Below are 21,729 nucleotides of genomic sequence, written 5' to 3'. Positions count from 1 at the left end.
GGGTCCGTGCGTTCAGCCCGTCCGGCGCTTGAGGACGAGGCCCTTCGGGCCGAAGGGGGGTCCGGGGGCGCAGCCCCTGGGGAGGGGACGGGTAGGGGCGGCGGGGGCGAAACACCGGGCCGGGTCGAACACCGCGCCAGGGGCGATGACCGCCCCCGGCGTTGTCCACAGCCCCCGCACCTGTCGGCGCCGCGTCGTACGCTGGAGACCCCCCGGCCGGTCACCGCGTCGGGCCCTTCGCGTTGCCCACACCGCCTCCGGCCCCACCACCAGCCCAGCCCCCCTCGGACGAAAGCCGCCCCGAATGAGCCTGCACGGTCTGCTCGACGCCGTCGTCAAGGACCCCGCCCTCGCGGAAGCGATCGCCGCCGCCCAGGACAGCAACCGGATGCACGTCGACCTGGTCGGCCCCCCGGCGGCCCGTCCCTTCGCCATCGCGGCCCTCGCGCGTGAGGCCGGCCGGCCGGTGCTCGCGGTGACGGCGACGGGCCGGGAGGCGGAGGACCTGGCCGCGGCCCTGCGTTCCCTGCTCCCGCCCGAGGGAATCGTGGAGTACCCGTCCTGGGAGACCCTGCCCCACGAGCGCCTCAGCCCCCGCAGCGACACCGTCGGCCGCCGCCTGGCCGTCCTGCGGCGCCTGGCCCACCCCCGCCCCGACGACCCCGAGACCGGCCCGGTCTCCGTGGTCGTGGCCCCCGTGCGGTCCGTGCTCCAGCCGCAGGTCAAGGGCCTCGGCGACCTGGAGCCGGTGGCGCTGCGGACCGGGCAGACCGCCGACCTGAACACCGTGGTGGAGGACCTCGCGGCGGCCGCCTACGCGCGCGTGGAGCTCGTCGAGAAGCGCGGCGAGTTCGCCGTCCGCGGCGGCATCCTCGACGTCTTCCCGCCCACCGAGGAACACCCCCTGCGCATCGAGTTCTGGGGCGACGACGTCGAGGAGATCCGCTACTTCAAGGTCGCCGACCAGCGGTCCCTGGAGATCGCCGAGCACGGTCTGTGGGCCCCGCCCTGCCGCGAACTCCTGCTCACCGACGACGTACGCGCCCGCGCGCGTGCCCTCGCCGAACAGCACCCCGAGCTGGGTGAGCTGCTCGGGAAGATCGCCGAGGGCATCGCCGTCGAGGGCATGGAGTCCCTGGCTCCGGTCCTCGTCGACGACATGGAGCTCCTGATCGACGTCCTGCCCAAGGGCGCCATGGCCGTCGTATGCGATCCGGAGCGGGTGCGCACGCGTGCGTCCGATCTCGTGGCCACCTCGCAGGAGTTCCTCCAGGCGTCCTGGGCGGCCACCGCGGGCGGCGGCGAGGCGCCCATCGACGTCGGCGCGGCCTCCCTGTGGTCCATCGCCGACGTCCGGGACCGGGCGCGCGAGCTGGACATGATGTGGTGGTCGGTGTCGCCGTTCGCGGCCGACCTCGAACTGGAGGCGGACACCCTCAAGCTGGGGATGCACGCCCCCGAGACCTACCGCGGCGACACCGCCAAGGCGCTCGCCGACACCAAGGGCTGGCTCTCCGACGGCTGGCGCACGGTCTTCGTGACCGAGGCCCACGGCCCCGCGGCCCGTACCGTCGAGGTGCTGGGCGGCGAGGGCATCGCGGCCCGCCTCGACGCGGAGCTGGAGTCCCTGAGCCCGTCCGTCGTGCATGTGGCGTGCGGCTCGATCGAGTACGGCTTCGTGGACCCCTCCTTGAAGCTCGCCGTGCTGACCGAGACCGACCTGACCGGCCAGAAGGCGGCCGGCAAGGACGGCGCCCGGATGCCCGCGCGACGCCGCAAGACGATCGACCCGCTCACCCTGGAGGCGGGCGACTACATCGTCCACGAGCAGCACGGCGTCGGCCGCTACATCGAGATGGTCCAGCGAACCGTGCAGGGCGCCACGCGCGAGTACCTCGTCGTCGAGTACGCCCCCGCCAAGCGCGGCCAGCCCGGCGACCGCCTCTACATCCCCACCGACCAGCTGGAGCAGATCACCAAGTACGTCGGCGGCGAGGCACCCACCCTGCACCGGCTCGGCGGCGCCGACTGGACCAAGACCAAGGCGCGCGCGAAGAAGGCCGTCAAGGAGATCGCCGCCGACCTGATCAAGCTGTACAGCGCGCGGATGGCGGCCCCGGGGCACACCTTCGGCCCGGACACCCCGTGGCAGCGCGAGTTGGAGGACGCCTTCCCGTACGCGGAGACCCCCGACCAGCTCACCACCATCGCCGAGGTCAAGGAGGACATGGAGAAGTCGGTCCCCATGGACCGCCTGATCTGCGGCGACGTCGGCTACGGCAAGACCGAGATCGCGGTCAGGGCCGCGTTCAAGGCGGTCCAGGACGGCAAGCAGGTCGCGGTCCTCGTCCCGACCACCCTGCTGGTGCAGCAGCACTTCGGGACGTTCTCCGAGCGCTACTCGCAGTTCCCCGTGGTGGTGAAGGCGCTCAGCCGCTTCCAGACCGACACCGAGGCGAAGGCCGTCCTGGAGGGCCTGCGCGAGGGCTCGGTGGACGTCGTCATCGGTACCCACCGGCTGTTCTCCTCCGAGACCAAGTTCAAGGACCTCGGCCTGGTCATCGTCGACGAGGAGCAGCGCTTCGGCGTCGAGCACAAGGAGCAGCTGAAGAAGCTCCGCGCCAATGTCGACGTGCTGACCATGTCCGCGACGCCGATCCCGAGGACCCTGGAGATGGCGGTCACCGGCATCCGCGAGATGTCGACGATCACCACGCCCCCGGAGGAGCGCCACCCGGTGCTCACCTTCGTCGGGCCCTACGAGGAGCGTCAGATCGGCGCGGCCATCCGCCGTGAACTGCTGCGCGAGGGCCAGGTCTTCTACATCCACAACCGGGTGGAATCCATCGACCGCGCGGCCGCCCGGCTGCGCGAGATCGTCCCCGAGGCGCGGATCGCGACGGCCCACGGCCAGATGTCGGAGTCGGCGCTGGAGCAGGTCGTCGTCGACTTCTGGGAGAAGAAGTTCGACGTCCTGGTCTCGACGACGATCGTCGAGTCCGGCATCGACATCTCCAACGCGAACACGCTGATCGTGGAGCGCGGCGACAACTTCGGCCTGTCGCAGCTGCACCAGCTGCGCGGGCGGGTGGGCCGTGGCCGCGAGCGCGGTTACGCGTACTTCCTGTACCCGCCGGAGAAGCCGCTGACCGAGACCGCGCACGAGCGGCTCGCGACCATCGCCCAGCACACCGAGATGGGCGCGGGCATGTACGTGGCCATGAAGGACCTGGAGATCCGCGGCGCCGGCAACCTCCTCGGCGGCGAGCAGTCCGGGCACATCGCGGGCGTCGGCTTCGACCTGTACGTCCGCATGGTCGGCGAGGCCGTCGCGGACTACCGGGCCTCCCTGGAGGGCGGGGTCGAGGAGGAGCCGCCGCTGGAGGTCAAGATCGAGCTCCCGGTCGACGCGCACGTTCCGCACGACTACGCGCCGGGCGAGCGGCTGCGGCTCCAGGCGTACCGCGCGATCGCCTCGGTCAACACCGAGGAGGACATCAAGGCCGTACGCGAGGAACTCGTCGACCGCTACGGCAAGTTGCCCGAGCCGGTCGAGAACCTCCTGCTGGTGGCGGGTCTGCGCATGCTGGCACGCGCGTGCGGGGTCGGCGAGATCGTCCTCCAGGGCACCAACATCCGCTTCGCGCCGGTGGAGTTGCGGGAGTCGCAGGAACTGCGCCTGAAGCGGCTGTACCCGGGCACCGTCATCAAGCCGGCCGTGCACCAGGTGCTGGTGCCGCGCCCGAAGACGGCGAAGGTCGGCGGCAAGCCGCTGGTCGGCCGGGAACTGCTGGGCTGGGTGGGGGAGTTCCTCACGTCGATCCTGGGGTCGTGACGTCGGTTCCGGGGCCTTGTGGTTCCGGAACTTTGTGGTCCTGGGACTTTGTGGTTCCGACCTTGTGGGTGGGCCTGACGACGGGGTGACCTGTGTCTGACGACGGGGCGACCTGCCGCCGATGGGGTGACCCGCCGCCGATGGGGTGCCCCGCCGACGACGGGGTGCCCCGCCGCCGATGGGGTGCCCCGCCGACGACGGGGTGCCCCGCCGACGACGGGGTGACCCGCCGCCGATGGGGTGACCTGTCGTCGGCCCGCCGGAGGGGACGGACGGCCCTCGGTCAGGCCGTGCGGAAGAGGGTGGTCGCCAGGGTGCGGAAGACCTCCTCGGGGTCCTCGTCGCCGACCGGGCCGTCCAGGTTGTGGCCGAGGAGCAGCGTGGCGAAGCCGTGCGCGAGGGACCACGCGGCGACTCCCGCGAGGCGGCTGTCGACGCCGAGGTCCTCGGCACGCACGCCCTCGACCGAGGTGCGCAGGGCGGCGGCGGCCAGGGCGCGGGCCGTGGTGAGCTCGAGGTCGTCGGCGCGCAGGAGTTCGGGCGCGAACATCACCTGGAAGTGTGCCGGGTGCTCGCGGGCGAAGCGCACATAGCGCACGCCCGCGTCCTTGAGGTCCGAGGCCTCCTCGACGGCCGCCGCGAGCAGACCGAAGCCTTCGGCGGCGATCGCCGTGAGGAGCCCGGTGCGGTCCCGGAAGTGGTGGGCGGGAGCCGCGTGCGAGACACCGGCGCGGCGGGCGAGGTCGCGCAGGCTCAGCGCGGCGGGGCCGTCCGCGGCGATGACGTCGAGTGCGGCGGTGAGGATCGCCCGCCGGAGATCGCCGTGGTGGTAGGGGCGGTTCGGTTTCTCGGTCTGCGCAGGTGCCATGGTCAGCAGCGTACGCCCGAACTAGGCATTGACAAGTTGGGTGGGCTCCGGCAATCTAGTCAGTGTCAAGTTGTTCGGTGGTGGATGCGACGGGGGTGTTGTCCATGTCGAAGCGCGATGACGGCGGGATCGGTGCGGGTGCCGTGGAGCCGGCCCGGGTGCGACAGCTCTGGCACCTGCTGGAGCCCCTGCACGCGGTGCTCTACTACGCGCCGGAGGTCTTCGAGGAGGCCGCCGCGCTCGGGTACGACACGAAGGAGCGCTGGCCGAGCTACTTCCCCCTGCGGGCCGCGCCGTTGGGGCCGGTGGGTGCCGAGCGTGTGGCCTCCGCGTTCTACAGCTTCAGCCCGCGCATGGTCGCCGAGCACATCGACTCCGGGTGGTCGGTCGCCGGCCCCGCCGCGGTCCTGGCGGCGAGGATGCGCGGGATCGACCGGGCCTACCGCGCGATACTCGGCGACCGCGTCGACAGTCCTGAACTCGCGGAGGCCGCCGCCCTCGCCCGGCGCGCCGCCGAGTCCGCGGACACCGCGGGGCGCCCGCTGGCCGCGGCCAACGCCGAGGTGGAGTGGCCCGAGGCCCCGCACCTCCAGCTGTGGCAGGCGGCGACGATCCTGCGGGAGCACCGCGGCGACGGTCACATAGCGGCCCTGCTCGTGGCCGGCCTGGACCCGGTCGAGTCGCTCGTCTCCTTCGCCGCCATCGGTGCCGCCTCCGTGGAGCGCTTCGAGAGCCGCGGGTGGAGCGCCGGCGAATGGGCGGCCGCGCGACGGCGCCTGACGGCCCGTGGCCTGGTCGACGAGCAGGGCGGGGCGACCGACGCCGGCCGGGACCTGCGCCACCAGGTGGAGCACCACACCGACCAACTGGCCTCCCAGCCCTGGAGGTTGCTCGGCCCGACCGACACCGACCGACTCGCGGACCTGCTCGGCGACTTCTGGGTCGCGGTGCTGTCCTCCGGGTTGCTTCCGTCGGAGACGACCCTGGGCATCGGCAGGGTCTGACCCCTGCCGGACCGTGATAGGCAGGGCGGATGCTCGGACGACTTCCTCTCGTGGAACAACTCGAGGGCTTCCGTGCCGCCCTCGGGCGGAACGAGATCCTGACCGAGGTGCTGGCGCGGACGGCGAAACTCGACCTGCCGGGCTGGTACGTGACGGCGGGCTGCCTGTTCCAGACCGTGTGGAACGTGGTCACCGACAGACCCCCGGCCCAGGGCATCAAGGACTACGACGTCTTCTACTTCGACGACACCGACCTCTCCTGGGAGGCCGAGGACGCCGTCATCAAGGCGGGCCGGGAGGCGTTCGAGGGCCTCCCGGCCGAGGTCGAGATCCGCAACGAGGCGCGGGTGCACCTCTGGTACGAGCGGAAGTTCGGGGTGCCCTGCCCGCCGTACGACTCCACCGAGTCCGCCATCGACCGCTTCGCCGCGACGACCTGCTGTCTGGGCGTGCGGCTGGAGCCCGGCGGTCAGTGGCGCGTCTACGCTCCGCACGGGCTGTCGGACGTGTTCAACCTCGTGGTCCGCCCCAACCCGGTCCTCGCCCCGAGAGGGGTCTACGAGGCCAAGGCGGCCCGCTGGCAGGAGGAATGGCCGGAGCTGACGGTGCTGCCGTGGCCGGTCTGAACCGCCGTCCGATGTGGCGGAGGCGTGCGGCTGCGCCGGTCCGGCGGAGGTGTGGGGCTGTTGTCGGGCCTACGGTTGGTCGGGACTACGGCTGGTCGGGCCTGTCGCGGTCCATGCCGAGCGACCCTTCGATCTTCTGCTGTGCGTCGTCGACCTGGCTCTCGTACTTGTTGCCCGTCCTGTCGTTGACCTTCCGCTCCGCCATGTCGGACATGTCCTTGGCCTTGTCCTGTACGTGGCGGTTGCTCTTGAACCTGTCGAAGATGCCCATCGAGAGCTCCTTCCCGAAGCGACTCAGACACGACGATACGGGCGTTATGCCCGTGATGCCCACTTGAGGAGGGCGCTGTCCGGACCTGCTGAACGCCGCGGTGCGCCCGCTCGCTACGGTGTGCGCGAAGTCGTACTGGGGAAAGCGCACCCTGCGGGGGCGGACCGGGTTGGCAAGGGGAGGGGCGCACGTGATGCGTCTGAGGGGCGGGGCCGCGGCTGCCGTCGTGCTGGTGTTCGCCGTGGCCGGGTGCAAGGCGGAGACGACCGTGGGGTCCGGTGGGCCCGAGGAGACCGGGGGCTCGGGTGCGGCCCTCACTGCCGCGGAGTCGCTGACCGTCAAGGGGCGTGCGCCCAAGACGGGTTACGACCGCGACCGGTTCGGCACCGCGTGGGCCGACACGGACTCCAACGACTGCGACACCCGCGACGACATACTCAAACGCGACCTGGAGGACGTGAAGTTCACCGGTGGGGACTGCAAGGTCTCCTACGGCGTGCTGGAGTCGGACCCCTACTCCGGCAAGGAGGTGACCTACCGGCGGGGCCGCAGCCAGGTCGACATCGACCACGTGGTCGCGCTGTCCGACGCCTGGCAGAAGGGCGCCAAGTACTGGGACGCCGGCAAGCGCATAGCTCTGGCCAACGACCCGCTGAACCTCCTCGCCGTCGACGCGAGCACCAACCGTTCCAAGGGCGACGGCGACACGGCGACCTGGCTGCCGCCCAACAAGGCGTACCGGTGCACCTATGTCGCCGCTCAGGTCGCCGTGAAGAAGAAGTACCAGCTGTGGGTCACCGCCGCCGAGAAGTCCGCGATGGAGAAGGTCCTCAAGGGCTGCCCCGGCCAGAGGCTGCCGACCGGCGGCAACCCGACGCAGGCACCCCCGAGGTTCCACGCCGACTGACGAGCCGTCGCGAGCGGGAAATGCGCTTTCCGGTTCGCGGGGCCGCGGCCTACGGTGACCGCATGGAGCTGAAGGTGTCGAGTCTCGCCGAGCGTCCCGAAATGCGGGAGCGCGTCCTCGGCATGGCCGACAGCTGGCCGGAGTTCGTGACCCAGGATCCCGTGGGCAACGCCCACTACGGGCGGATCTCCGCCGAACTCCCCGAGTACGTGCTGTTCGCCGAGGACGAGCGGGGGGAGGTCGTCGCGCACGCCCACAGCGTGCCCTTCGCCCTCCACACCGAGGAACGCGGTGAACTGCCCGACCGGGGCTGGGACGAGACGCTGGTGTGGGCGTTCGGCGACCTGCGCCGGGGGGTGCGACCCGACACGGTCAGCGCGATCTCGGTTGTCATCCACCCGCGGTTCCAGGGCCGGGGCCTGTCCGCCCTGATGCTCTCGGCGATGCGTGACAACGCCCGCGCGCACGGCTTCAGCGAGGTCGTCGCCCCGGTCCGGCCCAGCGCCAAGCACCTGGAACCGCACACCCCCATCGAGGAGTACGCCCGTCGCGTACGGCCCGACGGGCTGCCGTACGACCCCTGGCTGCGCGTCCACGCCCGCGCCGGTGCCGCCGTCCACGCGGTGGCACCCGCCTCCATGACGGTGGCCGGCTCGCTGGAGCAGTGGCGCCGCTGGACCGGGCTCCCCTTCGACACCCGGGGCGACATCGAGGTGCCCGGGGCGCTGGTGCCGGTACGGTGCGAGCCGGAGCGCGGGTACGCGGTGTACGTGGAGCCCAACGTGTGGATGCGGCACGCCCTTTGAGCGTGCCGCGTCCTGGCGGGGAGGCTACGGTCCGGCGCGTCCCCGCGTGATGCGTCGGGTTCCTCGGCTCAGCCGCCCAGGGCGTCGAGGTCCAGGATCTCGCCGGCGGGCTTCCGCGCCGGGACCGGCTCGTCGAAGTCGCTGAAGGTGACCGAGCCCTGGTCGGCCCCCGCCGTGCTGTCGACCCGCAGCAGATACGGCTTGCCCTCGGTGGCGACGTACAGGGTGTAGCGGTCCTTGCCGTCCTTCTCGTGCAGGGTGATCGCCGGTGTGCCGTCGACGGTGGTGGTCTTCCCGCGGGTGGCGTCGGAGTTGGTGTCCTCGGCGCCTTCGAGCACCTTGGTCAGGTCGCAGAAGTTCCCGAACTCCTTGGCGTCCGCGCCCGTCGCCTTCGTCTTGGTCCACTTGCCGGCCAGCATGGCCACGGCCGCGTCGGTGTCCGACTTCGACTCGCCGTCGCTCTGCTCGCGCAGGAACTCCTCGTCGAACTTCATGTACACGAGGTCACCGGTCTTGATCAGCCCGACCCGGCCCTTGCCGCCCATGCCGATGGTGCCGGCGCACTCGCCCTTCTTGTTCAGGGCCACGTCGAGGCTGATGATGCCGCTGCTCTCGTCGTCGGGGATGCCACCCTTCATGCGCAGCGAGGTGGCGCCGGTCGTCGCCTTCGTGGCCCGGTCGGCTATCTCGCCGCCGGTCAGCCCGGCGAACGGTTCCTTCTTCCCGGCCGACGCGGTCGACGCGGTCGACGCGGCGGACGTACTGGAGACACCCGTGCCGCTGTCCGCCGTGTCCTGGCCCGGCTGGCATCCGGTGAGTCCTGCGGTGGCCGCGGCGGCGATGCAGAGAGCGGCAAGTGCGGTACGACGCATGGCGATTCCTTGGTGGTGAAGCGGTGAGGTGAAGTGGGGTGAGGAGGGGGGCGGCCAGCGGTTCAGCCGGTCTTCTTCCAGTCCTTGCAGCCGGCCGTCTTGAAGTAGCCGTCGGAGGCGCCGATCCTGACCACGGCCGTGCCGTTGGCGTTGTCGTTCGCGAGGATCGAGTCGATGCCGTGCTCGGCGTCCTTGGTGCGCTCCCAGTAGCAGGAGTCGTCGGTGTTGCCGGTGGACCTGTACGTGCCGGGGGCGATGTCGGCGCCGACTCTGAACATGCCGCCGTCGCCGGACATCCTGGTCGCGGGGGAGCCCTTGGCCTTCGCGCCGACGGCCTCCCAGTCGTGGCAGTCGCTCGACTTGAAGAGCTTGTCGCCGGACTTGACGGTGACGTAACTGGTGCCGGTGACATTGTCGTTGGCCAGCAGCGAGTCCACTTCGCCCGAGGCGTCCTTGGCCCGCTCCCAGTAGCACAGGCCGTCGGTGTTGCCGGTGGTGCGATAGGTGCCGGGCTTGATGTCCGAACCGACCTGGAAGTCGCCGTCCCCCGAGAACGCGGCCTTCTTCTCGGCGACCTCGGCCTTGGCGCTGCCCTTGGCGCTGCCCGGGTCGCTCTTCTTGGTCCCGGCCTCGCGCTCCGCCGACGCCGAAGAGCCCTTGCCGCTGCCGCCGGAGGAGCCGTCTCCGCCGGACCCGCTGTCCCCGGCGTTCGCCGAGACGACCCCGATGACGACGACCCCCACGACGGCGCCCAGCGCGACCTTGCCCTTCATGCCCATGGCTGTGTCCCCCTCCGAAGTGGCGACCACCGCCCGTTCGGCAGCCGCTCGTTCGCTGGGTCAATAAGACCAGAGCCTGTGAACCGAGTCAACACGGTTCACGAAGGAGGTGGCGTACACGGCCGTGAAGCGGTAGATCTTGCGCACGTCGGTATGCTCGGCGTCACACGCGGGCCGCAGGGGTGGCGCGGCACGACGAGGGGAGCGGGTGGGTGCAGGACAACGCGACTGAAGTGACCGCCGCCGGTATCGCACGCCTGGCCGGGGTGGGCCGTGCGGCCGTCAGCAACTGGCGGCGCCGGCACGCCGACTTCCCGAGACCCGTCGGCGGCACCGAGACCAGCCCGTCCTTCGCCCTCGCCGAGGTCGAGTCCTGGCTGCGCAAGCAGGGGAAACTCGCCGAGGTGCCCCTGCGGGAGCGCGTCTGGCAGCAGCTCTCCGGGCACCCCGAGGGGCCGGTCACCGCCCTCACCCACGCGGGCTGCGCCCTGCTGCTGATCCACGACCGGCCGCCGGTCTGGCTGGAGGTGAGCGCCGGCTCCGACCAGCGGCTCGCGTCGATGCTGCCGGGCGCGCTGCGGGACGTACTGACACCGCGCTTCGGGAAGGAGTCGGCCCAGGACGCCTCAGGAGCCGTGAACACCCCGGCCGCTGTGAACACCCCCGGCACCGGTCCCGGCTCATCGGACGTCCCCAGCCCTTCCGCTGTGAACACCCCGGCCGCCGTGAACACCCCGCCCCCCGTGAACACTCCGGCCGCCGTGGACACCCGAGCGGCCCTGCACGCCCCCACCGCCCCCGAACTCCTCCCCTCCGTGCCCCTCCTGCGCGGTGTCGCCGAGCTCGCCGCCGAGCTGGGCGCCCGTCAGACCTTCGAGTTCCTGCTGGGACGGCACCTGGACGCCAACCCGCGCCAGTACACGCTCACCCCGGCCGACCTGGCGGGTCTCATGGCCGATCTGGTGGGTCCCGTCCGCACCGTCCTCGACCCCGCCTGCGGCACCGGCGCCCTCCTGAGGGCCGCCGCCACCCGCCCCGACCAGCGGCTCTACGCCCAGGACAGCGCCCCCGAACTCGCCGCGCTCACCACGCTCCGGCTCGCCCTGCACACCTGGTCCACCGTCCACGGCGCCACCGGCGACAGCCTGCGCGCCGACGCCTACCCCGAGCTGCGCGCCGACGCCGTCCTGTGCCACCCGCCGTTCAACGAGCGCAACTGGGGCCATGACGAACTCGCCTACGACCCCCGCTGGGAGTACGGCTTCCCGGCCCGCACCGAGTCCGAGCTCGCCTGGGTCCAGCACGCGCTCGCCCGCCTCAAGGACGGCGGCGCCGGCGTCCTGCTGATGCCGCCCGCCGCCGCCTCCCGCCGCTCGGGCCGCCGTATCCGCGCCGACCTGCTGCGCCGCGGTGCGCTGCGTGCCGTGATCGCCCTGCCGGTCGGAGCGGCACCGCCGTACAACATCCCGCTCCACCTGTGGGTGCTGCGCCGCCCGGAGAAGGCGCCCGCGCAGCCGGAGGTGCTACTCGTCGACGTGGGGCGGTTCGCGGGCGAGTCACGCGGCGGGCCGGACTGGCGGGCCGTGCGCGAGGCCGTCCTCGACGCCTGGCAGGCCTTCGGCCGGGCCGGCCGGTTCGCCGAACGGCCCGGTCTGGCCCGCGCCGTGCCCGTCATCGACCTCCTCGACGACGACGTGGACCTCGCCCCCGCCCGTCATCTGCCGCCGCCCGCCGCGGCCGACGGAGCCGAACAGCTCACGGCCGTCCGCGAGCGCCTGGGCGAGACCCTGCGCCTGACCGCCGACCTCACCCCGCCGCCGGCTGACAGCGCGCGTCCCGCGCGGTGGCCGCTCACCACCATCGGTGAACTCGCGCGCGGAGGCGCCCTGATGCTGCGCACGGGCGGCAGTGGCGGCCACGCGCGTGTGCCCGTTCTCACCGACCATGACGTCCTCTCCGGGGCGGCCCCCTCGGGCGCGCTTCCCGAGAGCGACGAGGAGGCCGTGCTGACCGAACCCGGCGATGTCGTCGTGCCGGTGCTCGGCGGGGGCTCGGTGGCGCGCGTGATCGACGAGGCGACCGGGGGCGCCGCGCTGGGCCGCAACCTCGTGCTCCTGCGCCCCGATCCCGCCGCGCTGGACCCCTGGTTCCTTGCCGGCTTCCTGCGCGGCACCGCCAACAACCGCCAGGCCAGCAGCTACGCCTCCACCGCGACCCGGCTGGACGTGCGCCGCCTCCAACTGCCCCGGCTGCCGCTCGACGAGCAGCGGCGCTACGGCGAACGCTTCTGCACGCTCGACGAGTTCGAGCGGGCCCTGCGGCACGCGGGGCGGCTGGGGGAGCAGCTGGTGCGCGGGATGTACGACGGCCTGACGGACGGGACGGTCGCGCCCGACTGATCTGCCCGACTGATCCGCCCAACAGACCGGCGCGACTGATCGACCCGACTGATCAGGACGACAACGGTTCGGTACAACCCGTGACGCCCTGTCGGTATCGGCCTATACGCTCGAACCCCACATCGATTCCCGGTTCAGGAGCGTTCATGTACGGCCACGGCGCGGCGCCGCCCGCTCGCGACTCGGGCACGGTCATCACCCTGCGCGTGGTGCTCGCCGCCGTCGGATTCCTCTCGTGCGGCCTGCTCGCCTGCGCGCCCCTGTTCCGGATCGCGTTCCTGCGCGGACGGGCGGTCGACTGGGTGCTGGCCTGGGCGAGCCTGCCGCTGTCCATCGCGTGCTTCGCGGTGGTCGGCTCGCTGCCCGAGAGCGATCCCAGGACCGACGTCGCCATGTCGCTGGTCCTGCTCCTGGGGCTGTTCAGCAGTGTGTACTTCCTGGTGATGGACATCCGGGTGCACCAGCAGCGGCGGTTCGTGGGCTACCCGCCGCCCCAGGGCCCGACCGTCCACACCGGCTACGGCTATCCGCAGCCGACACCGCCGTTCACGTCCACGCTCCTGCCGCAGCCGCAGCCGCCGGTTCCCGCGCCCGGAGTCGTGCCGCCCCCGCCGCAGCGCCCCGCGCCCGCCCGCATCGACCAGGTGCGCGCCGAACTCGACGAGCTCAGCGACTACCTGCGCAAGCACGAGGGCGGCAACAGCGGCGGCAGCACCGGCGGCGGTCCCCACGACGGCGGCAGGTGACCGTGGCGACAGGGCGTGTCGTCGCCGGCCGCTATGAACTGTCCACGCTCATCGGACAGGGCGGCATGGGCCAGGTGTGGACGGCCTACGACCAGCGGCTCGACAGGCGCGTGGCGGTGAAGCTGCTGCGCCCCGACAAGGTGGCCGGGCAGGAGGCGGACGAGCTGCGCCGCCGGTTCGTGCGCGAGTGCCGGGTGACCGCGCAGGTCGACCACCCCGGGCTCGTCACCGTGCACGACGCGGGCAGCGAGGGCGAGGAGCTGTTCCTCGTCATGCAGTACGTCGACGGCGCGGACCTCTCCGACCATCTCGCCGAGCACGACCCGTACCCCTGGCAGTGGGCGGTCGCGGTCGCCGCGCAACTGTGCGCCGTACTGAGTGCCGTGCACGCCGTGCCGATCGTCCACCGCGACCTCAAGCCGCGCAATGTGATGGTGAAGCAGGACGGCACGGTCACCGTCCTCGACCTGGGCGTGGCCTCGGTCATGGACACCGACACCACCCGCCTCACGCACACCGGTTCGCCGATCGGCTCGCCCGCCTACATGGCTCCCGAGCAGGCCATGGGCGGCTCGGTCGGCCCGTACACCGACCTGTACGCGCTCGGCGTGCTGCTGCACGAACTCCTCAGCGGTGACGTCCCGTTCGCGGGCTCCACGGCGCTCGGCGTCCTGCACCGGCACCTGTACGAGCCGCCGCTGCCCGTGCGCCGCACCCGCCCCGAGGTCCCCGAGTCGCTGGAAGCGCTCGTGCTGCGGCTGCTCGCCAAGGACCCGCAGCACCGCCCGGCCTCCGCGCAGGACGTGTACGAGGACCTCGCCCTGCTGCTGCCCGCGCGCGGGATGCCCACCGGAGCGCCCCTCGACCCCACGCGCCCGTTCCTGCGGCCGCACGCCCCCTGGCCGGACCGCGCGCGCACGCCCGCGCCCCAGCCCGCCCCTGTCACCCCGGTCCCGGAGAAGGCCGAGAAACCGGACGTCGCGCGCGCGGTCGACGAGGTCAAGCGGCTCCTCGGCGAGGGCCGCATCACCCAGGCCGTCGACATCCTCGGCGCGATCCTGCCCACGGCCGCCGAACAGCACGGCGCCAACTCCCCGGTCGTACGCACCCTGCGCAAGCAGTACGCCGCGACCCTCATGGACGACGGCCAGTACCGGCGCGCGCTGCCCGAACTGCGCCGCCTCGCCGACGAGCGCGCCGCCGAGGCGGGCCACGCCGACCCGCAGTCCCTGCGCTTCCGCTACGACGCCGCCCAATGCCTGGAACAACTCGGCGAACCGGCGGCCGCACTGGCCGAATACCGCGCCCTGCTGCCGTACTACGAGAACCAGTACGTGGCCGGCGGCCCCGAACTCGCCCACGACGTCCGCCGCCGCATCGGCCACCTCCTGCTCGCCCTCGGCGACCGCCCGGCCGCCCACGACACCCTCGCGCGGCTGCTGCACGACGTGGAACGGCTCCAGGGACCCGGCCACCCGCTCGCGGCCGAGGTCCGCCGCACGCTCCAGTGGCTGGGCCAGGTGCGCGGCTAGCGCGGACGCGGGATTTTGCCGTGCCCTTAGAGAGTCTTGTGATCTCCTGGGGCCGCTGTTTTCGACACCATGTCCGACGCCGGATAGCTTTGCGCTTCGTTTCAGTCATGCACAGCGCAACCAGGGTGGGGTCGTCCATGTCGTCCAGCTCCAGCCGGTCCGACCGGTCCAACCGGTCCGGCCACCGGCAGTCGAAGAAGCGCAGATACGTCAGCTGGGGCATCGCCGGGGTGGCCGTTCTCGCCGGGGCCGGCCTCGCCGCGCAGACCTCGATGGCCGCGACCGCCTGGCCCGCCCAGAAGACGTACACCGGACGGGCGTTCGACACCTGCGCCGCCCCCTCCCTCTCCGCCATGAAGGCCTGGCACGGCGGTCTCTACGGCGCCGCCGCCGTCTACATCGGGGGCAAGAACCGGGGGTGCGCCCAGCCCAACCTCACCGCCTCCTGGGTCAAGTCGGTCAGCACGGTCGGCTGGAAGCTCATCCCGCTCTACGTCGGCGCCCAGCCGTCCTGCCAGACGGGCTCGAGCCCGGAGAAGCTCACCGCCTCCACCGCCGCCTCCCTGGGCGCGACGGACGGCGCGGACGCGGTGGCCAAGGCCTCCGCGCTCGGCATGAAGGCCGGCAGCCCGATCTACCTGGACATGGAGTCGTACGACATCACGAACAAGGCGTGCAACGACGCCGTGCTCACCTATGTGCGCGCCTTCGACAAGACCCTGCGCGCCAAGACGTACCGCGCGGGCTTCTACGGCTTCACCAGCTCCAGCGCCAAGGCGATCGCCAACGCGACCGACAGGACCGACCTGCCGGGCAACCTCTGGTACGCGCTGTGGGACAAGCAGAACACCACGACGACGGACTGGCCGTTCGGCAAGACCCAGTACACCGACCACAGCCGCGGTCACCAGTACCTGGTCAACAGCAAGGAGTCGCGGGGCGGCTACACGATCACCGTGGACCGGGACGCCTGGGACGGGCCGGTGGCGATCACCGGCTGAGGGCCACCTGCCCGCCAGGCCGAGGGCCGGGCGGCGCGGCGGTGCCCGAAGTCCTGGTGAATCGTTGGTCGAATGGGTTGGCCAGAGCCGGTCCCCTGCCTACCATCGATCACCGCAAGACCTTGTGCACCGTCGCACAATCTCCTCGGGAGGCTTCCTTGCACCGCCGTCGTCGCACCGCGCTAGTCCTCTCCGCCGCCCTCGCCTGCGCGGCACCCCTCCTCACCGCCTGCGGAAGCGACGCGCATCCGGGCGCGGCGGCCGTCGTCGGCGGCCAGCGGATCACCGTCGCGCAGCTGGAGAACCGGGTCACCGAGGTGCGCGACGCACAGCGGGCGGCCGTCACGGACGAGGCGCAGTACGCGCAGGCCATCGCCAAGACCGGCACCCTCGCCCGCGACGTCCTGCACGGCATGGTCCTCGACCGCGTGCTGCACCGGGCCGCCGAGGACGCGGACGTGAGCGTGACCCGCAAGGAGGTCCAGGAGCTGCGCTCCGGTCTGGAGGAGCAGGCCGGCGGGGCGAAGGGCCTGGAGACGACCTGGCTCCAGCGGTACGGCATCGCGCCCGAACGCCTGGACGAGAGCCTCCGCCTCCAGCTGGAGGCCCAGAAACTCGCGGCGAGGCTCGGCACCGACACCAGCGATCCCGCCTTCTGGGGCGCCCTCACCAAGGCCTCCAAGGAACTCGACGTCGACCTCAACCCGCGCTACGGCACGTGGGACGCCCAGAAGAGCGCGCGGGCGGACGCGAAGACGCCCTGGGTCCGGGAGGTCACGGCGGCGGGCACCGAGCAGACGGCGTAGGGACGCCGCGCGCAGCAGGCTCGGCTTAAGGTCAGGCCCGGCTTCGAGCCAGGCTTGGCTTCGAGTCAGGCTCCCCTTCGGATCAGGCCCCGTTTCGGTTCAGGCTCCGTTTCAGATCAGGCCCCGTTTCGGATCAGGCTCCGCTTCGGTTCAGGCTCCGCTTCGGCGGAAGATCGTACGATCGCACAACCACCCCCGCCCTGTGGACAACCCGATCTCCCCGTCCGCGGTGTGCGTTAGCTTCGAATCGTGAACGCAACCGGCTTCGAGCCCGCCCCCGACCAGGACGACCAGCACTCCGACACGGCGTCCGCCCCCGGCCGTGTCGTCCTGCTCACCACCAGCCACCGCGTCGCCCCCGGCCTGCTGTCCTGGCCCGCCTGGCAGGTCCTGCACGCGGCCGACCGCGTCCTGTGCGCCGACGGGACGCATCCCCAGCTGCCGTATCTGCGCGAGGCGGGGATACGGGTGGACGAGGCGTCGCCGACGGCCGAGGAGCTGGTGGGCGCGTGCGCGGGCGGGAACACGGTGGTCGTCGTGGCCACCGGCGAGGGCGAACCGGCCCTCACCGACGGTCTGGCCCGCCTCGCCGGTTCCGGACGGGTGCGGATGCCCGAGCTGGAGCTGCTCCCCGCCTCCTACGACCTGCCCGGCGCCCGACTCCTCGACCTCGTGCAGGTCATGGACCGGATCCGCGAGGAGTGCCCGTGGTCCTCCCAGCAGACCCACAAGGGCCTGGCGAAGTACGGCATCGAGGAGGCGTACGAACTCGTCGAGGCGATCGAGGAGGGCGACCGCGACGAACTGCGCGAGGAACTCGGTGACGTCCTGCTCCAGGTGGTCTTCCACTCCCGTATAGCGGAGGACGACCCGGACACCCCCTTCTCCATCGACGACGTGGCCGGCGGGATCGTCGCCAAGCTCATCCACCGCCACCCGCATGTCTTCGGCGACGAGACGGCCACCACCCCCGAGGAGGTCAAGGCGCACTGGCTGCGCACCAAGGCGATAGAGAAGCAGCGCACCTCGGTGACCGAAGGCGTCCCCCTCGGGCAGCCCGGTCTGGCCCTCGCGGCGAAGCTGGCGTCCCGCGTGCGGACGGCGGGACTGGAGGTCCCCCTGCCCGCGGGCGAGGGCATCGGCTACGCACTCCTCGCCCTGGCCGCCCGCGCTGAGGCCGAGGGCACGGACCCGGAGGCAGCCCTGCGGGCGGCGGCCCGGGCGTACCGGGACGCGATCCGCAGGACGGAGGGGGAGGGCTGACCGACGACGCCGGGGACGAGGAAGGCCGGCTGCTGCACACGGCCACGCCCGCCCGCTGACCGCGCGGAACAGCCGGGGGTGCTGTCCGGGCGGCCGGCGGCGACGGCGCGGCAACGGAGGTGGGGGTGAAAGCGGCCCGAGCCGACCCCCCTGAAAACCCGGCTACCGTCAAGGAGTGACCGACCAGCCCACCGCCACCCCCGATCCCACCGCCACCCCCGATCCCGCACCCACCTCGGCCCCTGCTCCCGCCTCGGCCCCTGCTCCCGCCTCGGCCCCTGCTCCCGCCTCGGCCCCTGCTCCCGCCTCGGCCCCTGCTCCCGCCCCGGCCCCCGCCCCCGCCGCAGATCCCACCCCCGCCTCCCCACCCCCCGCCCCCGACCTCTTCACCTGGGAGTTCGCCACCGACCCCTACCCCGCCTACGCCTGGCTGCGTGAGCACGCCCCCGTGCACAGGACCCGGCTTCCCAGTGGTGTGGAGGCCTGGCTGGTCACCCGGTACGCCGACGCCAAGCAGGCCCTCGCCGACCAGCGGCTCAGCAAGAACCCGGCGCATCATGACGAGCCCGAGCACGCCAAGGGGAAGACCGGTATCCCGGGGGAGCGCAAGGCGGAGCTGATGACGCATCTGCTGAACATCGATCCACCGGACCACACCAGGCTCCGACGGCTCGTCAGCAAGGCGTTCACACCGAGGCGGGTCGCCGAGTTCGCGCCGCGGGTGCAGGAGTTGACGGACCGTCTGATCGACCGGTTCGCGGCCACCGGTTCCGCCGACCTCATCCACGACTTCGCCTTCCCGCTCCCCATCTACGCGATCTGCGACCTCCTCGGCGTCCCCCGCGAGGACCAGGACGACTTCCGGGACTGGGCGGGCATGATGATCCGGCACGGGGGAGGCCCGCGGGGCGGCGTCGCGCGGTCCGTGAAGAAGATGCGCGGGTATCTCGCCGAACTCATCCACCGCAAGCGGGAAGCGTTGCCCGCGGAACCCACTCCCGGCGAGGACCTCATCTCCGGGCTCATCCGCGCCTCCGACCACGGCGAGCACCTCACCGAGAACGAGGCCGCGGCCATGGCCTTCATCCTGCTGTTCGCCGGCTTCGAGACCACCGTGAACCTGATCGGCAACGGCGTGTACGCCCTGCTCACCCACCCCGAGCAGCGCCGGCGGCTCCAGCGGTCCCTCGCCGACCGGCGCAGCGACCTCCTGGAGACCGGCGTGGAGGAACTCCTGCGCTACGACGGTCCGGTGGAGCTCGCCACCTGGCGGTTCGCCACCGAACCGCTCCGCATCGGCGGCCAGGACATCGCGGCCGGCGACCCCGTGCTCGTCGTGCTGGCCGCGGCGGACCGGGACCCGGAGCGGTTCGCCGACCCCGACGTGCTCGATCTGTCCCGCCGTGACAATCAGCACCTCGGTTACGGACACGGCATCCACTACTGCCTCGGGGCCCCGCTCGCCCGTCTGGAGGGCCAGACCGCGCTCGCCACCCTCCTCACCCGGCTGCCGGATCTGCAACTCGCGGTGGATTCAGCCGATTTGCGCTGGCGTGGTGGGCTCATCATGCGTGGACTGCGTACTTTGCCCGTGGAGTTCACTCCCGTCCGGTAATCCACCGAGGGGTCCGCCCAACCCCGCGGCAGGGCCGCTTAAACATGACGCACCCTCAAGTCTGTGATCTTCACGTGATCTACGCGGCATTAACTTGTGACAAGTGATCGAATCCCTATACGTTCACGGACCAGCGCGGTGGTCCGTACCACTCGCCGCGCGGGTTTCTGCTGTCGTGGGAAAGGTCCCTTCATGCTCTCCGGGAACGGTCGTCACCGTCGCCCCCGTCAGGCTCCGGCTCTGCTCGTGGCGGCCGGCGTGACGGGATCCGCCATCGCGATCCCCCTGCTCGCGGCGAGCGGGGCGAGTGCCGCGACCGGCGCCACCTGGGACCGGGTCGCGGAGTGCGAGAGCGGCGGCACCTGGAGCGCCAACGACAGCAACGGCTACTACGGCGGCCTCCAGATCTCCCAGGAGAACTGGGAGAAGTACGGCGGCCTCTCCTACGCCGAGACCGCGGACCTGGCGAGCCGCAACCAGCAGATAGCCGTGGCCGAGAAGCTCCTCGCGGACCAGGGCATCGCCGCCTGGCCGACCTGCGGTCTGCTCGCCGGGCTCAGCAAGGACTCGAGTTCGGCGGGGGTGGACACAGGCGTGGCGAGTGGTACGCCCTCGACCTCCGCGTCCGGATCGTCGGATTCGTCCGGATCATCCAGCTCGTCCGGTTCCTCGGACTCGTCGGGCATCGAGGACTCTCCCGGTCTGCTCGACTCGCTGGACGGTTCGTCCTCGACGCCGTCGCCGACGGCCACCCCCTCGGCGGAAAGCGACAGTTCGTCCAAGTCGGGCAAATCGGCCACCAAGAGTCCGGAAGCCTCCGGCAAGGAGAGCGCGCAGCCTTCCGACGACTCCCCTGTGGTGAGCTCAGAAGAGGATGAAGCGGACAAGTCGTGGCAAGAGGGCGGTTCTTCGGCCCTTGTCGACGTCGGCTCCCTCGGCTCCGGCAAGCACCGCGGCGACAGCGCCGACGAGGTCACGACGAAGAGCACGGCACTCTCCGGCGGCCGTCACGCCGCCCGCACCTACACCGTCCAGGAGGGCGACTCCCTCGTCTCCATCGCCGACTCCCTTGGCCTCGACGGCGGATGGCGTGCCCTCTACGACGAGAACAAGGACGTCATCGGCGCCGACCCGAGCAACATCTCCGCCGGTCAGACCCTCGACACAGGGGCTGAATAGGGCCGAAAAGGCCTGAAAAACAGCGGGAGTTCACGTCCCACTTCGCGCCGAATGTCCACTTTGGTGAAAGTGTGGGATGAGTCTCAGAAGCCCTGATCGTCTTTGAAATTCCGCCGAGCGCGTGTCTACCGTCGTCACCGCTCGGCAACCCGAGCCCCGTCTGTCGCAACGCCGAATCCTGCCAGCGGCCGTACGGGAACAGTCGTCGCGTCAAGCGCCGTAGGCAGGAGCGGGGGACCCAAGGTAAGCGCCGGGCCCAGCAGTTCACGCTGGACCGGCTTGGGGTGAAGTCACGCAGTGCGCGTGACCGGGCAACTCAACCGGCCCGAACCCGACAGCTCACCTCGCAGGCGTCGGTGAGGGGATCCACCATGCTGTTTTCCGGCAAGGGCAAGCACCGTCGTCCGTCCAAGGCCACCCGCGCCGCCGCGCTCGCCGGCGTCACCGGTGTCGCCATCGCCGCCCCGCTGATGGCGGCCGGCGGCGCCTCCGCCGCCACCGCCTCCGAGTGGGACGCCGTCGCCCAGTGCGAGTCCGGCGGCAACTGGTCCATCAACACCGGCAACGGCTACTACGGCGGTCTGCAGTTCTCGGCCTCCACCTGGGCCGCGTACGGCGGCACGCAGTACGCCGCGCAGGCCAACCAGGCCAGCAAGGCGCAGCAGATAGCCGTCGCCGAGAAGGTCCTCGCCTCCCAGGGCAAGGGCGCCTGGCCGGTCTGCGGCAAGGGCCTGTCCAGCGCCGCCTACAGCGGCAGCAGCTCGTCCTCCAGCTCCTCGAACTCGAACTCGGGCACCAGCACCCGTTCGACCAACGAGCAGAGCGCCTCCCGCTCCTCCGAGCGCCCGGCGGCCAAGAAGACCGTCACCACCCCGACCGGCAAGAAGGTCAAGAAGGGCGACGGCGAGTACAAGGTCGTCAAGGGTGACACCCTCAGCTCGATCGCCGAGAAGCACAAGGTCAAGGGCGGCTGGCAGAAGCTGTTCAAGCTGAACAAGGACATCGTCGAGGACGCCAACCTCATCTACCCGGGCCAGCAGCTGCACCTGAAGTAAGACCCAGCTGAACCACAGTGCCCTCACAGCCGTGGTCCTCATACTGAAGGCCTCGTGAGGGTCACCCCCCGTCCCCATGGGCTCCCCGCTCCGGTGCGTGTTCCCCCGTACGCACCGGGGCGGGGTTTTTTGTGCGCCGGCTTCCCGGCCTTTGCGCGCGCTTGC

General features: G+C 71.6%; 18 protein-coding genes and 1 riboswitch. Of the genes, 14 read left to right on the top strand and 4 right to left on the bottom strand.

Features of this window, described 5'->3' with window-relative positions:
- Positions 1-304 precede the first annotated feature (304 nt).
- A complete protein-coding gene (gene mfd / locus ACFULQ_RS37680) occupies positions 305-3,835 on the top strand; it encodes a transcription-repair coupling factor (RefSeq protein ID WP_383552965.1) in 3,531 nt (1,176 codons plus the stop codon).
- Between the two features lie 283 nt (positions 3,836-4,118).
- Here the strand turns inward: mfd and ACFULQ_RS37675 are convergent, their stop codons facing one another.
- Positions 4,119-4,703, bottom strand: a complete 585-nt coding sequence (locus ACFULQ_RS37675) for a TetR/AcrR family transcriptional regulator (RefSeq protein WP_383552963.1) — start codon at positions 4,701-4,703, stop codon at positions 4,119-4,121.
- Positions 4,704-4,807: 104 nt separating this feature from the next.
- On the opposite strand from ACFULQ_RS37675, the gene ACFULQ_RS37670 reads away from it, so the two are divergent.
- Positions 4,808-5,707: a hypothetical protein gene (locus ACFULQ_RS37670; protein ID WP_383552960.1), complete on the top strand. Its 900-nt coding sequence runs from the start codon at positions 4,808-4,810 to the stop codon at positions 5,705-5,707.
- Between the two features lie 29 nt (positions 5,708-5,736).
- Positions 5,737-6,333: a nucleotidyltransferase family protein gene (locus ACFULQ_RS37665; RefSeq protein ID WP_383552957.1), complete on the top strand. Its 597-nt coding sequence runs from the start codon at positions 5,737-5,739 to the stop codon at positions 6,331-6,333.
- Positions 6,334-6,418: 85 nt separating this feature from the next.
- On the opposite strand, the gene ACFULQ_RS37660 is transcribed toward ACFULQ_RS37665, so the two are convergent.
- A complete protein-coding gene (locus tag ACFULQ_RS37660) occupies positions 6,419-6,604 on the bottom strand; it encodes an antitoxin (RefSeq protein ID WP_383552954.1) in 186 nt (61 codons plus the stop codon).
- Between the two features lie 193 nt (positions 6,605-6,797).
- Between ACFULQ_RS37660 and ACFULQ_RS37655 the strand changes: the two genes are divergently transcribed.
- Together ACFULQ_RS37655 and ACFULQ_RS37650 are read left to right on the top strand one after the other, a co-directional pair.
- Entirely contained in the window at positions 6,798-7,511 is a 714-nt protein-coding gene (locus tag ACFULQ_RS37655) for an HNH endonuclease family protein (protein WP_383552973.1), read from the top strand.
- A gap of 62 nt (positions 7,512-7,573) precedes the next feature.
- A complete protein-coding gene (locus ACFULQ_RS37650) occupies positions 7,574-8,317 on the top strand; it encodes a GNAT family N-acetyltransferase (RefSeq protein ID WP_383552952.1) in 744 nt (247 codons plus the stop codon).
- A gap of 68 nt (positions 8,318-8,385) precedes the next feature.
- Here ACFULQ_RS37650 and ACFULQ_RS37645 read toward each other — a convergent pair whose 3' ends face one another.
- Both ACFULQ_RS37645 and ACFULQ_RS37640 read right to left on the bottom strand, forming a co-directional pair.
- Positions 8,386-9,189, bottom strand: a complete 804-nt coding sequence (locus ACFULQ_RS37645) for a hypothetical protein (protein ID WP_383552949.1) — start codon at positions 9,187-9,189, stop codon at positions 8,386-8,388.
- Positions 9,190-9,251: 62 nt separating this feature from the next.
- Positions 9,252-9,968 (bottom strand): hypothetical protein, encoded by a 717-nt coding sequence (locus ACFULQ_RS37640; RefSeq protein ID WP_383552946.1) that lies wholly within the window; start codon positions 9,966-9,968, stop codon positions 9,252-9,254.
- A 212-nt stretch (positions 9,969-10,180) separates the two neighbouring features.
- Here ACFULQ_RS37640 and ACFULQ_RS37635 point away from each other — a divergent pair, with 212 nt between their 5' ends.
- From ACFULQ_RS37635 to ACFULQ_RS37595, 9 genes are all read left to right on the top strand, one after another.
- On the top strand, positions 10,181-12,367 hold the full coding sequence (locus ACFULQ_RS37635) for an N-6 DNA methylase (RefSeq protein ID WP_383552943.1): 2,187 nt from the start codon (positions 10,181-10,183) through the stop codon (positions 12,365-12,367).
- A gap of 146 nt (positions 12,368-12,513) precedes the next feature.
- Complete coding sequence (locus tag ACFULQ_RS37630) at positions 12,514-13,113, top strand: hypothetical protein (RefSeq protein ID WP_383552940.1); 600 nt, start codon at positions 12,514-12,516, stop codon at positions 13,111-13,113.
- Positions 13,114-13,151: 38 nt separating this feature from the next.
- Positions 13,152-14,645 (top strand): protein kinase, encoded by a 1,494-nt coding sequence (locus ACFULQ_RS37625; protein ID WP_383552971.1) that lies wholly within the window; start codon positions 13,152-13,154, stop codon positions 14,643-14,645.
- A gap of 137 nt (positions 14,646-14,782) precedes the next feature.
- Positions 14,783-15,646 (top strand): glycoside hydrolase domain-containing protein, encoded by an 864-nt coding sequence (locus ACFULQ_RS37620; RefSeq protein WP_383552937.1) that lies wholly within the window; start codon positions 14,783-14,785, stop codon positions 15,644-15,646.
- Between the two features lie 158 nt (positions 15,647-15,804).
- Complete coding sequence (locus ACFULQ_RS37615) at positions 15,805-16,452, top strand: SurA N-terminal domain-containing protein (RefSeq protein ID WP_383552934.1); 648 nt, start codon at positions 15,805-15,807, stop codon at positions 16,450-16,452.
- Positions 16,453-16,701: 249 nt separating this feature from the next.
- Positions 16,702-17,715: a nucleoside triphosphate pyrophosphohydrolase gene (locus ACFULQ_RS37610; protein ID WP_383552932.1), complete on the top strand. Its 1,014-nt coding sequence runs from the start codon at positions 16,702-16,704 to the stop codon at positions 17,713-17,715.
- Positions 17,716-17,890: 175 nt separating this feature from the next.
- Positions 17,891-19,330, top strand: coding sequence for a cytochrome P450 (locus tag ACFULQ_RS37605; protein ID WP_383552929.1), 1,440 nt, complete (start codon positions 17,891-17,893; stop codon positions 19,328-19,330).
- A 192-nt stretch (positions 19,331-19,522) separates the two neighbouring features.
- A complete protein-coding gene (locus ACFULQ_RS37600) occupies positions 19,523-20,509 on the top strand; it encodes a transglycosylase family protein (protein WP_383552926.1) in 987 nt (328 codons plus the stop codon).
- A gap of 205 nt (positions 20,510-20,714) precedes the next feature.
- Positions 20,715-20,877, top strand: a riboswitch (cyclic di-AMP (ydaO/yuaA leader).
- A gap of 3 nt (positions 20,878-20,880) precedes the next feature.
- On the top strand, positions 20,881-21,564 hold the full coding sequence (locus ACFULQ_RS37595; protein ID WP_383552923.1) for a transglycosylase family protein: 684 nt from the start codon (positions 20,881-20,883) through the stop codon (positions 21,562-21,564).
- Positions 21,565-21,729 lie beyond the last annotated feature (165 nt).

It is taken from the genome of Streptomyces sp. NPDC057253 (assembly GCF_042669125.1).
Lineage (GTDB): Bacteria > Actinomycetota > Actinomycetes > Streptomycetales > Streptomycetaceae > Streptomyces.
This window is presented reverse-complemented; position numbering and strand designations above follow the sequence as displayed.

Excerpts from the sequence above, each read along its gene's own strand:
- ACFULQ_RS37670 (WP_383552960.1), top strand. The coding sequence starts at position 4,808 with ATGTCGAAGCGCGATGACGGCGGGATCGGTGCGGGTGCCGTGGAGCCG.
- ACFULQ_RS37640 (WP_383552946.1), bottom strand. The coding sequence starts at position 9,968 with ATGGGCATGAAGGGCAAGGTCGCGCTGGGCGCCGTCGTGGGGGTCGTC.
- ACFULQ_RS37600 (WP_383552926.1), top strand. The coding sequence starts at position 19,523 with ATGCTCTCCGGGAACGGTCGTCACCGTCGCCCCCGTCAGGCTCCGGCT.
- ACFULQ_RS37675 (WP_383552963.1), bottom strand. The coding sequence starts at position 4,703 with ATGGCACCTGCGCAGACCGAGAAACCGAACCGCCCCTACCACCACGGC.
- ACFULQ_RS37665 (WP_383552957.1), top strand. The coding sequence starts at position 5,737 with ATGCTCGGACGACTTCCTCTCGTGGAACAACTCGAGGGCTTCCGTGCC.
- mfd (WP_383552965.1), top strand. The coding sequence starts at position 305 with ATGAGCCTGCACGGTCTGCTCGACGCCGTCGTCAAGGACCCCGCCCTC.
- ACFULQ_RS37645 (WP_383552949.1), bottom strand. The coding sequence starts at position 9,189 with ATGCGTCGTACCGCACTTGCCGCTCTCTGCATCGCCGCCGCGGCCACC.
- ACFULQ_RS37655 (WP_383552973.1), top strand. The coding sequence starts at position 6,798 with ATGCGTCTGAGGGGCGGGGCCGCGGCTGCCGTCGTGCTGGTGTTCGCC.
- ACFULQ_RS37630 (WP_383552940.1), top strand. The coding sequence starts at position 12,514 with ATGTACGGCCACGGCGCGGCGCCGCCCGCTCGCGACTCGGGCACGGTC.
- ACFULQ_RS37595 (WP_383552923.1), top strand. The coding sequence starts at position 20,881 with ATGCTGTTTTCCGGCAAGGGCAAGCACCGTCGTCCGTCCAAGGCCACC.
- ACFULQ_RS37650 (WP_383552952.1), top strand. The coding sequence starts at position 7,574 with ATGGAGCTGAAGGTGTCGAGTCTCGCCGAGCGTCCCGAAATGCGGGAG.
- ACFULQ_RS37660 (WP_383552954.1), bottom strand. The coding sequence starts at position 6,604 with ATGGGCATCTTCGACAGGTTCAAGAGCAACCGCCACGTACAGGACAAG.
- ACFULQ_RS37620 (WP_383552937.1), top strand. The coding sequence starts at position 14,783 with ATGTCGTCCAGCTCCAGCCGGTCCGACCGGTCCAACCGGTCCGGCCAC.